At 48.3% G+C, this 10,894-nt stretch carries 6 protein-coding genes, 1 tRNA gene and 1 pseudogene; 6 read left to right on the forward strand and 2 right to left on the reverse strand.

Features of this window, described 5'->3' with window-relative positions; translation table 11 throughout:
• Positions 1-50: 50 nt before the first annotated feature.
• The gene (locus CHL74_RS06405) at positions 51-1,430 is read right to left on the reverse strand and encodes a threonine/serine ThrE exporter family protein (RefSeq protein WP_094880340.1); all 1,380 of its coding nucleotides are present in this window, start codon (positions 1,428-1,430) and stop codon (positions 51-53) included.
• Between the two features lie 156 nt (positions 1,431-1,586).
• Here CHL74_RS06405 and sppA point away from each other — a divergent pair, with 156 nt between their 5' ends.
• The 6 genes from sppA to CHL74_RS06435 all read left to right on the forward strand — a co-directional run bounded on the left by sppA (position 1,587) and on the right by CHL74_RS06435 (position 10,257).
• Complete coding sequence (gene sppA / locus CHL74_RS06410) at positions 1,587-3,362, forward strand: signal peptide peptidase SppA (protein ID WP_094880341.1); 1,776 nt, start codon at positions 1,587-1,589, stop codon at positions 3,360-3,362.
• 10 nt (positions 3,363-3,372) lie between these two features.
• Positions 3,373-4,497 carry a tetraacyldisaccharide 4'-kinase gene (gene lpxK / locus CHL74_RS06415; RefSeq protein ID WP_094880342.1) on the forward strand — a complete coding sequence of 375 codons (1,125 nt, stop codon included), beginning with the start codon at positions 3,373-3,375 and terminating at the stop codon, positions 4,495-4,497.
• Positions 4,436-5,245 (forward strand): purine-nucleoside phosphorylase, encoded by an 810-nt coding sequence (locus tag CHL74_RS06420; protein WP_094880343.1) that lies wholly within the window; start codon positions 4,436-4,438, stop codon positions 5,243-5,245. The genes lpxK and CHL74_RS06420 overlap by 62 nt, the downstream gene beginning before the upstream one ends.
• A 26-nt stretch (positions 5,246-5,271) precedes the next feature.
• Positions 5,272-6,348: a thiamine-phosphate kinase gene (gene thiL, locus CHL74_RS06425; protein WP_094880344.1), complete on the forward strand. Its 1,077-nt coding sequence runs from the start codon at positions 5,272-5,274 to the stop codon at positions 6,346-6,348.
• 354 nt (positions 6,349-6,702) lie between these two features.
• On the forward strand, positions 6,703-9,978 hold the full coding sequence (locus CHL74_RS06430; protein ID WP_094880345.1) for a TonB-dependent receptor: 3,276 nt from the start codon (positions 6,703-6,705) through the stop codon (positions 9,976-9,978).
• 206 nt (positions 9,979-10,184) lie between these two features.
• Positions 10,185-10,257, forward strand: a tRNA-Phe gene (locus CHL74_RS06435).
• 524 nt (positions 10,258-10,781) lie between these two features.
• Here the strand turns inward: CHL74_RS06435 and CHL74_RS16170 are convergent.
• Positions 10,782-10,894 (reverse strand): annotated as a pseudogene (locus CHL74_RS16170) (ISAon1 family transposase); the annotation flags it as partial.

Consider the following 10,894-nt stretch of genomic DNA (forward strand, 5'->3'; position numbering starts at 1 on the left):
TAAAGAAAAAGCTAATGCGGCTTTCCTTTACACACCATTGTAATATTTTTTTAGTTCTCGTCGAAATCCGAGAGGGCAACAAACTTACCACGTGCCTTACGGTCAGAAATGGCTTTCTGCAGACGGCGGCTGCGATTCGACGCAATCCACTGACGTGCGAACACGTTGGGGATGGCAACGCCGATGGCGATACACATAATGGTAATGGCAGAACCCATACCGAACTTCACGGCATTTGTAAGCTCACCGACTACGCCCTGCATCTCGATAATAGCCACAAGAGCACGATACATCAACACTCCGGGAACCATCGGGATTACACTCGGGATGGAGATGACATGATGAGGAACATGGAACCAGTGAACAGCCTTGACGCAGACAAGACTGATGAGCGTACTGCCGGCAAGCGAACCGATGGCAAGTCCCATGTCCAGTCCGATATTGTCGTTGGACGGACCCAGATTGACAAAGTTACGCGTACAAACGGCAATGATACCTCCTATAGCCACCACCCACAGCAGACGGCGCGGGATGTTGAAAATCATGGAGAATCCCATAGCCGAAATGGCTGCTGCCGCAGCATAACTAATATAGTTATTGTGTGGTATCATCGGTATCGTCTGGAACTGACTCAGGTCGAAATTGCTCAGTTTCAGGAAGAAAGCAATACCGAACGACATGGCCACAATCATAAGGAAGGTGTTTATGGCTCGCGTCAAGCCCACCTGTATGTAGTTGTCGAGCATGTCATCCACGAAGTTTATCAATGGCACGCCCGGTACGATAAACAGCGCACAGGCAAGCAGCGGATGGAGCGGTGTGCTCGTCCATGTGTCAGGAAGCCATGTGGTAAGGAAAGCAAGGAGCGTGCTGACAAAAGCAGCGACTGCGATGCCGATATAGTTATTGAAACCACGACGAAGCAGCCATCCACGCAGATACATACCGATGGCGGCAGCAAACGACGCATAGAAGAAAGCAGTCCAGTCGCAACCGAACTGAATGCAGAAGCCACCGCACGCAAATCCAGTGCCTATAGCCACCTGTAGATGTGTGTAATTACGGGGACGCTTGCGGATTTGTTCAAGTTCTTCCCCATAGCGGTCAATGGAGTAATCTTCATCTATAGCCTTCCATGAAAGCTTAGAGATGCGTGAGATGGTCTCCATGTTGATGCCATGCTTGGTGCAGCGCTGGAATTTGGTGAACGAATGCTCACCATCGCTCAGGTTCACCATAAGCATGTTGAACTGAACGTAAACATGAAGATGCTCCTCTGGAAGACCGAGGAAAGCGGCAACACGATTCATGTTGCGGATGATGCGGTTGGTGTCTGCCGCACTTTCAACAAGCATCTGACCTGTCTTCAAAAGCAAATCAAGCTTGCGACGCAACAATTTCTCGCGTTCGATTTTTTGAATCTGATCCATAGTTTGACTCTGTAAATATTTAAATTTATCCAAAAACGTCTGCAAAGGTACTGCTTTTTTATGAGATGCTAAAATATACACATCTATTTATAGTAAGATATCGGCGAAATGTATTAACTTTGCATCAATAGTATCAATAATCAAACCGTTTTACTCATGAAAGATTTCTTTAAATACACCGCCGCCACCGTTGTTGGCATCATCGTTTTCACCATAGTGTGCGTGGCACTTTCAGTAATGAGCATCGTAGGTATGGTGGCATCTGCAAGCGCCACACAAGCCGTAGAGAAAAATTCAGTGCTCGTGCTCAAGCTAAACGGCTCCATAGACGAGCAGGGAACGGACAACACCATCGGAAAACTGACGGGCAACTATATACCGTCCACAGGACTGAACGACATACTCTCCGCCATCAAGAAGGCAAAGGATGAGGAAAACATAAAAGGTATTTACATCGATGCAGGCGTATTGTCAACAGACTATGCCACACTGCAGGAGATACGCTCAGCACTTGAGGATTTTCGCAAGTCGGGCAAGAAAATCATTGCCTACGCCGACACTTACTCGCAGGGGTCGTACTATCTGGCGTCTGTAGCTGACAAGATTTACCTCAACCCCATCGGAATGGTGGACTGGCACGGCATCGGCGCACAGCCCGTATTTTATAAGGATATGTTGGCAAAGTTCGGTGTCAAGTTCCAGGTGGTGAAAGTGGGCACATTCAAGAGCGCCACCGAAACATACACTGAGGAGCACATGAGCGACGCCAACCGTCTGCAGACCAAGATGTTCCTGGACGGAACGTGGAAGCAGGTTTGCAACGCCGTATCAAAAAGCCGTGGCATCAGCGTCGACTCGCTTAACAGATATGCAGACGAACTGCTGATGTTCCAGTCGGCGGAAATCCTCTTGAAGCGTAAGGTGGTGGACGGACTGGCTTATGCTTCGGACATGAAGGACATTGCAAAGACACAGTTCGGCATCGGAAAGGATGACGACCTGAACCGCCTCTTTGTCAGCGACATGACAAACGTAAAGGAGAAGCAGACCAGTGGTGAGGAAATTGCTATATACTATGCCTACGGCGACATTGTGCAGAGCGAGAAGGTAAGTCTTTTAGGCGGAGGCTCGCACAGCATCGTGGGAAGTACTGTATGCAACGACTTGAAAGACCTTATGGACGACGATGACGTCAAGGCGGTGGTGATAAGAGTAAATTCAGGTGGCGGCGATGCGTTCGCATCCGAACAGATATGGCATCAGGTGATGGAACTCAAGAAAAAGAAGCCCGTAGTGGTATCAATGGGAGGTTATGCCGCATCGGGTGCTTACTATATGTCAGCACCGGCATCATGGATTGTTGCACAGCCCACCACGCTGACAGGTAGCATCGGCATCTTCGCAGTATTCCCTGACATGAGCGGACTTGTAACACAGAAGCTTGGCGTGAAGTTTGATGAAGTGAAGACAAACCGCAACGCCACATTCGGCAATCTTATGGCAAGACCTTTCAACGAAGAAGAGACAGCCATCATGCAGCAGTACGTCAACAGAGGCTACCAGCTTTTCAGAAAGCGCGTGGCTGACGGACGCCGCTTGCCGGTGGAGAGCGTGGAGAAAATAGCCCAGGGACGCGTATGGCTGGGAGCTGACGCCATCGGTCTGAAGCTTGTAGACCAGCTCGGAGGACTGAATGACGCCGTGGCAAAGGCTGCAAAGCTGGCTAAACTCGGCGAATATTATACGGTGGACTATCCTGCACCAAGCTCATGGATTGACCAGTTACTTGCAGGAGCATCGGATGCTGGATCGGTGGACGCACGTCTCCGACTGACACTCGGCGACCTCTACGAACCAGTATCGCTGATGCGCAACCTCGACAAACACGAGGCTCTGCAGGCACGCATACCGTTCGCCATAAACATGAAATAGAGAAAGCACTATGAGAACAGAAGGCGACTTTATAAAAATCAACGAATGGCTGCTGCCGTTGAGCTGGCTCTACGGCATTGGGGTACGTGTGCGCAACTGGATGTTCGACATCGGAGTGCTGAAAAGCCAAAGTTACGACATACCCGTAATTTCCGTCGGCAACATCACTGTGGGAGGTTCGGGAAAGACACCGCACGTGGAATATCTTATCAATCTCCTGCACGAAAAACAGAAAGTGGGCGTACTTTCACGCGGATACAAACGTAAAAGCCGCGGATATCTGCTCGCAGACAAAGACACGGAGATGAGGGAGATTGGGGACGAGCCCTTCCAGATGAAGCATAAATATCCGGACATCTACATGGCTGTGGACAAGAACCGCAGAAACGGAATATACCGCCTGACACACGACGAGCAGACAAAGGACGTGGACGTCATCCTTCTGGACGATGCCTATCAGCATAGGTATGTGAAGCCGGGCATAAACATCCTGCTTGTAGACTATCATCGACTTATCATCTACGACAAGCTGCTGCCAGCAGGACGAATGCGTGAGCCGCAGGAAGGAAAGTCAAGAGCCGACATCGTCATCGTAACGAAGTGCCCGAAGGACCTGAAGCCCATGGAATTCAGAGTGCTCAAGAGAGCAATGAACCTCTATCCGTATCAGGAACTCTACTTCACAACTCTGCAATATGAGAGCCTTAAGGCAGTATTCCATGACGAACGAAAACCGCTCTCATCGCTACCAAAAGGCGTGAACATCCTGCTGCTTACGGGTATTGCCTCGCCGCAACAGATGGTTATGGACCTGAAGCCCGTCTCGGAGAACATCACACCAATGGCATTCGGCGATCATCATCAGTTCACGGAGGACGATGCGGAACGCATCAACTCCACCTTCGCTGACATGCCGAAGCCGAAGGTGATAATCACGACAGAGAAGGACGCCACAAGACTCAACAGTCTCGGCACTCTCTCAGAAGCAACAAAGAACAGCATTTATGCTCTCCCGATAAGGATAAGATTCATGCTTGAGGGAGAAGAAGAATTCAATAACAAAATTATAAGCTATGTACGAAAAAATTCAAGAAACAGCATCCTGGCTAAAAGAAAGGATGACCACAAGTCCTGAAACAGCGATAATACTTGGAACGGGCCTCGGACAGCTCGCCACAGAAATAACAGACAGCTACGAGTTCTCTTATAAGGACATCCCCAACTTTCCCGTTTCTACTGTGGAAGGACATGCAGGAAAACTTATCTTCGGCAAGCTCGGAGGCAAGGACATCATGGCAATGGAGGGCAGATTCCATTACTATGAGGGCTACTCTATGAAGGAGGTGACATTCCCAATCCGCGTGATGTACGAACTTGGCATCAAGACTCTCTTCGTGAGCAACGCCTCAGGCGGCATGAATCCCGACTTCAAGATTGGCGACCTCATGATCATCACAGACCACATCAACTTCTTCCCTGAGCACCCGCTGCGCGGCAAAAACTTCCCAACAGGACCGCGCTTCCCGGACATGCACGAGACTTACGACCTGAAGCTCATCGCAGAGGCAGACAAGATTGCCGAGGAGAAGGGCATACGCGTTATGCACGGTGTTTACGTGGGCGTGCAGGGACCGACATTCGAGACTCCTGCCGAATATAAGATGTATCATCGTCTGGGTGGCGACGCTGTAGGCATGAGCACCGTGCCTGAGGTAATCGTGGCACACCACTGCGGCATCCGCACATTCGGTATATCCATCATCACCGACCTTGGCCTGGAGGACACACCGGTGGAGGTTTCGCACGAGGAAGTGCAGGTGGCTGCCAACAAGGCGCAGCCTCTGATGACAGAGATTATGCGTGAGATGATTCGCAGAGCTTAATTGAGCTTTCACAATAATAATATATAATGACAGAAATATCAAAGCTCGGTGAGTTCGGCCTCATACACCGACTCACCGACAACATCAAGATAAAGAACGAGTCGACCATTAAAGGTGTAGGCGACGATTGCGCCGTACTACATTATCCTGACTCAGAGGTTCTGGTAACCACCGATATGCTCATGGAGGGCGTACATTTCGACCTCACATACATCGACCTCCAGCACCTTGGATACAAGTCGGCAATGGTGAACATCAGCGACATCTTCGCCATGAACGGCACACCGCGACAGCTGACAGTAAGCATTGCGCTCAGCAAGCGCTTCAAGGTGGAGGATATGGACGACTTCTACAGCGGACTGAAGCTGGCTTGCGACAAGTGGGGGGTTGACATCGTTGGCGGTGACACCACATCATCTTACACAGGACTTGCCATCAGCATTACCTGTATCGGCGAGGCACGCAAGGACGACATCGTCTATCGTAGCGGAGCCAAGGACACTGACCTTATCTGCGTATCAGGCGACCTCGGTGCTGCCTATATGGGACTGCAGCTTCTGGAACGCGAGAAGAGCGTTTATTATCAGCAGGTGGACGAGGCTCGCAAGAAGAACGACAAGCGTGCGCTGGAAGAACTTCGCAATTTTCAGCCAGACTTCGCAGGAAAGGAGTATCTCCTCCAACGACAGCTGCAGACCGAAGCCCGTGGCGACATCATAGCACAGTTCCGTGAGTTGGGCATCAGACCCACAGCAATGATGGACATCAGCGACGGACTGTCAAGCGAACTGATGCACATCTGCAAGGAGTCGGGATGCGGATGCCGAATCTACGAGAAGAACATTCCCATTGACTATCAGACCGCTGTAATGGCTGAAGAGATGAACATGAACGTCACCACGTGCGCCCTCAACGGCGGGGAAGACTACGAACTGCTCTTCACCGTACCTATCGGCGACAACGAGAAGATTCAGCAGATGGACAATGTGAAACTCATCGGACACATCACTCGTCCCGAACTCGGACAAATGCTCGTCACAAGAGACAATCAGGAGTTTGAGCTGAAGGCGCAGGGATGGAACCCGTTGAGCAAAGAAGAATAAGCCTCTTAGTTGAGAGTTGAGAATTTAGAGTTGAGAGTTATGATTACCTTATATATTTAATGTAAAGCTTTAGCTGTATTAAAAATACCAAAGATACATATCATAACTCTCAACTCTGAAATTTCAACTCTCAACTAATCTAAATTCTCAACTCTCTCAATCTCCCAATTGACAACCTATTATTTCAAAACGGTTAAAATAATAGTTATTAATTTATTTTATTTAAGGTTTTATAACGCCATATTATTTTAATTGTTTAAATTTGCAAAAAGAATTGAAATAACAACGAATTTATGGATTCCACTCCTTAGAAGTGGAGGTAAATATTTTTTTCAATAACCAATTATCGATTTTATGAGAAAGAGACTTTACATGCTTTCTGTCTTGCTGATCGCCATTGTTCAGGCAGTATTGGCGCAGGTTACTACATCTGCATTGACAGGTAAAGTGACGTTGGGTAACACCAACGAGAGTGTCATTGGAGCAACCATCCAAGTGGTGCACGTGCCTTCAGGCACACGTTATGCCACAGTTACCAATGCAGACGGCCGCTACACCATTCAGGGTATGCGTGTCGGCGGACCTTACACCATCAAGGTAAGCTACATTGGCTACCAGCCCACGGAGATAAGTAACGTTACTCTCCAGCTCGGCGAAACCTACAACCAGAACTTCAAGATGGCTGAGGACGCAAGCATCCTGGGTGAGGTTGTAATTAGCGGAAAGGGATCTAAGTTTACTGCTGAGAAGACTGGTGCTTCCACCAACATCAGCAACACGCAGATCATGAACATGCCTACCATCAACCGTAGCATCACCGACATCGCTCGTCTCTCGCCCTACTCTAACGGCATGAGCTTTGCTGGTGGCGACGGAAGAAGCTCTAACTTCACACTCGACGGCGCAAACCTCAACAACAACTTCGGTCTTTCAGACAAGCTCCCTGGCGGAGGCAGCCCTATCTCTATGGATGCCATTGACGAGGTACAGGTGACAATTGCTCCCTATGACGTTCGTCAGACCAACTTCATCGGCGGTGGTGTAAACGCCATCACAAAGTCGGGTACAAACACATTTAAGGGTACTGCATACATTTATTATAATAATGAGAATATGCACGGCAACCGCGTGGACAATGAAGACCTCGGCGAGCGCGGCAAGAACGGCACCACAACATACGGCTTTACCTTCGGCGGTCCGATCATCAAGGACAAGCTCTTCTTCTTCGCCAACGCAGAATACAGCAAGAGTCCTAACATCGTAAACAGATGGCAGGCTTCGGAAGACGGCAAGGCAGACGCCACCAACTATATCTCACGTGTTCCTAAGTCAGACCTCGAGCGTGTTAAGCAGTTCCTTATCACCAAGTACGGATTCAATCCGGGTTCCTACACTGACTTCCCCGCAGAAGACAACAACCTGAAGCTCCTCGGTCGTGTAGACTGGAACATCAATAACGACCACCACCTTGCTGTACGCTATAACTACACACGCAACAAGACATGGAACGCCGTAAACCGTTCGTCTTCTGACGCATACACACGCTTCACAGCAAGTCGTATGTCACAGTATGGTATGTCTTATTCTGGTTCAATGTATGCACAAAACAATTCCGTTATGTCTGTATCTGCAGACCTTAACAGCCGTTTTGGCGCAAACATGTCCAACCAGTTGCTCTTCACATACAGCTACATCGATGACAAGCGCGACCCCAACTGCTCTAACTTCCCGTTCGTTGACATTATGGCAGGATATGAGGCTGACGCTACAGGTAAGGTAACATCACAGATTCTCGAGCCGTACATCAGCTTCGGTACAGAGCTCTTCTCATACAACAACCGTGTGCAGAACAAGATCCTTACTCTTACCGACAACTTCACATACTATCTTGGTGCCCACAAGCTTACTGCAGGCTTCACCTTCGAGCACCAGCTTGCCAACAACTCATACATGCGCGGTGGAACTGGATACTATCGTTACCGCTCACTCGACGACTTCTTCAACGGAGCCGCTCCTGAGACTGTTACACTTGCCTACGGCTACAACGGCGAGAAGAATCCTACAGCAGAGGTAAAGTTCGCTCAGTACGGCCTTTATCTACAGGACGAGTGGAACGTGCTCGACAACCTCAAACTGACTGGTGGTATCCGCTTCGATAACATCGTATTCAACAACAACGACCTTATGGAGAATAAGGCCATTACAGCACTCGATTACGGTGGTCGTCACGTAGAGACAGGTTCATGGCCTAAGAGCAACATCCAAATTTCTCCGCGTATCGGATTCACATGGGACGTATTTGGTGACCGCTCACTGAAGGTACGCGGTGGTACTGGTCTCTTCGCAGGTCGTCTGCCTCTCGTATTCTTCACTAATATGCCTACAAACTCCGGTATGGCTATGGGTTCTGGCATTGCCAGCACAAGATATGGCAAGGACGGCGCTATTACTCCTGATGCAGAACTCCAAAAGTTCAAGGGTGGACTCGTTACTAACGTTGACAAGATTCGCGAGCTCCTTGGCGCACCTGCCACTATCACTCCGGAAGAGGGTACTGTACCTAAGAGTGTAGCCGGCGTTGATCGCGACTTCAAGATGCCGCAGGTATGGAAGTCTTCAATCGCTATCGATGGACAGATTCCCGTTTCATTCCCGCTGTCGTTCACAGCCGAGTTTACATACACAAAGAAGATTCACGACGTGATGCTCGACAACTACAACATCAAGGACAACTCTTCTTGGGAAACTCTGACTGGCACTGGCGACAACCGCCACATCTATCCGAAGGACTATAAGTACTGCAAGACCGATGCATACGTGCTTACAAACACAAGCAAGGGTTATGGCTGGACATTCAACTTCACTGTTAACGCAGAGCCCATCAAGAACCTCAACCTTATGGCAGCTTACACACACACAGTGATGAAGGAGCTTACTGGTATGCCGGGTAACAACGCATACTCTACATGGTCTAACATGTACGCCGTAGAGGGACCGAACTTCCTTGAGCTCGGCAACTCACGCTACGTAATTCCTGATCGTATCATCGCTTCTGCCAACTATACATATGGTAAGGATCACTTCAGCCTCTTCTATCAGGGCTACTCACCCTCTGGATACAGCTACTTCTACAACGGCGATATCAACGGCGACGGCAACCGCTACGACCTTATGTATATCCCGAAGGACCGCAATGACATCCATTTCACTAAGGAAAGCGATGCCGACCTCTTCTGGAACTTCGTTGAGCAGGACAGCTACCTCAAGAACCACAAGGGCGAATATGCTGAGCCTTACAGCACACGCGCTCCGTTCGTTCACCGCTTCGACTTCCGTTGGGCACACGACTTCGACGTTAAGATCGGCAGCACAAACAACAAGCTCGTCCTCAGTCTTGACATCATGAACGTAGGTAACCTCTTCAACTCAAAGTGGGGTGTTATGAAGAACATGAGCGGATGTAACGACGGTAAGATTCTGAAGGTTGACAAGGTGAAGGACGGCGTTCCTTACTTCTCAATGTTCAAAGATAAGGCCACTGGCACTGCTCCTACATCTACATGGAGCTTCAACCGCAATTATGACCAGTGCTGGAAAATGCAGATTGGCGTGAAGTATGTCTTCAACTAATCAAGACAATATAACATGCTGAGACCATTAACTCAGTAAGACGATAGAGCGGAGGATGTGTTGATACTAACCAACACATCCTCCACTTATTTTATACCAATGTATACCATTATATAAACTAGGGTACATAACAGGAAAAAAACAATAGAATATTTGGAGAATCCGAAACATTTTCGTACCTTTGCACTCGCTAAAGAAAAACAGTTGGTGCCATAGCTCAGTTGGTAGAGCAAAGGACTGAAAATCCTTGTGTCCCCGGTTCGATTCCTGGTGGCACCACAAAAAAAAGAGTTACTCATTAGAGTGACTCTTTTTTTTGTTATATACCACCACATAGCTCAGTTGGTAGAGCAAAGGACTGTCAGTACCTATAAATTAGCCTTATGACGCTACCATAACTATTAGCTTAACAAAAATATGTACAACAAGTCAAAGAACGCTTGCTACTGATCAGACCAAACCCACCAAAAGCGGTTGAAAAGGTACAATATGGCGCAAGCGTTGTCAAGAGTAAGGTATGAGATTTAGATTGTTTTGCATTGGCTGAACACTAACATATCAGCATATTCCCGATTAACTGTGGTACAAAGTTACGTATTACATACTGTGTTCGTGGATGCAGCAAAGCGATTAATTGAGTACGTGGGTGCGTGGCTACGGCGAGACGCCATAGCCTCCTAGGTTTGTCCAGCATCCTAAAATCATGTTCTTCATGTCTTCATATCAAAAAAACATGTCTTCATGTCTTCTTGTCAAAAAAACATGTCTTCTTGTCAAAAAGATCATATCGGCTCAGTGGAAATTTAGTGGGGATAAGCATAAATCTTTGCAAGTCGATACAGAAAAAACTTTTCATCAACGATGCCCCTTAGTGATGCTCTGAAAGCTTTGATTTTTGCATTAAAGGATTCAGCTG

It is taken from the genome of Prevotella sp. 885, from assembly GCF_002265625.1.
GTDB lineage: Bacteria > Bacteroidota > Bacteroidia > Bacteroidales > Bacteroidaceae > Prevotella.

Excerpts from the sequence above, each read along its gene's own strand:
- CHL74_RS06405 (WP_094880340.1), bottom strand. The coding sequence starts at position 1,430 with ATGGATCAGATTCAAAAAATCGAACGCGAGAAATTGTTGCGTCGCAAG.
- sppA (WP_094880341.1), top strand. The coding sequence starts at position 1,587 with ATGAAAGATTTCTTTAAATACACCGCCGCCACCGTTGTTGGCATCATC.
- lpxK (WP_094880342.1), top strand. The coding sequence starts at position 3,373 with ATGAGAACAGAAGGCGACTTTATAAAAATCAACGAATGGCTGCTGCCG.
- CHL74_RS06420 (WP_094880343.1), top strand. The coding sequence starts at position 4,436 with ATGTACGAAAAAATTCAAGAAACAGCATCCTGGCTAAAAGAAAGGATG.
- thiL (WP_094880344.1), top strand. The coding sequence starts at position 5,272 with ATGACAGAAATATCAAAGCTCGGTGAGTTCGGCCTCATACACCGACTC.
- CHL74_RS06430 (WP_094880345.1), top strand. The coding sequence starts at position 6,703 with ATGAGAAAGAGACTTTACATGCTTTCTGTCTTGCTGATCGCCATTGTT.